Here is a 402-nt window from a genome sequence, read left to right as displayed (position 1 = left end):
TATAAATGGACTTCCAACAGATAAAGCCCTACAGCAGCACCGCCTGGAATAGCGAACGATATTCCAGGCAGAAGCCACGCCCGGAACAGGGCACACTGGTTAAATTATTGCAGGGCGGTGATCCCCTACCCTGGAGCCGGACCAACGAAAGCATTCCGATCAGTATGGTTGAGGAACCCTCCCCAACCGAAATCAGGCAGCGCCTAAAAGACAATAAAGGTGAAACCCACTGGGATGAGAGCCAGTATAGCGCGGGTTCATTAAATAAATGGGGACTGATCTATTTTTACCTTACGGCAATTGCCAAAGGTTGTTGCACGATGCTTGCCCCCTTATCTTTTGTTTCTTCACTAGCCTTAGTATTTTTTGACGATACCATTGATTTCATTGATTTCATCGAAA

General features: G+C 46.8%; 1 protein-coding gene. It reads left to right on the top strand.

All coding sequences use genetic code 11. The annotated features are described in order from the left end of the window. Positions 1–164: 164 nt before the first annotated feature. The coding region (locus JW499_RS21775) for a hypothetical protein (protein WP_205212532.1) at positions 165–402 on the top strand (238 nt) is incomplete at its 3' end.

It is taken from the genome of Amphritea pacifica (genome assembly GCF_016924145.1).
Lineage (GTDB): Bacteria > Pseudomonadota > Gammaproteobacteria > Pseudomonadales > Balneatricaceae > Amphritea > Amphritea pacifica.
Note: the sequence above shows the minus strand (reverse complement) of the source record. Positions and strands in the feature narration are given on the sequence as shown.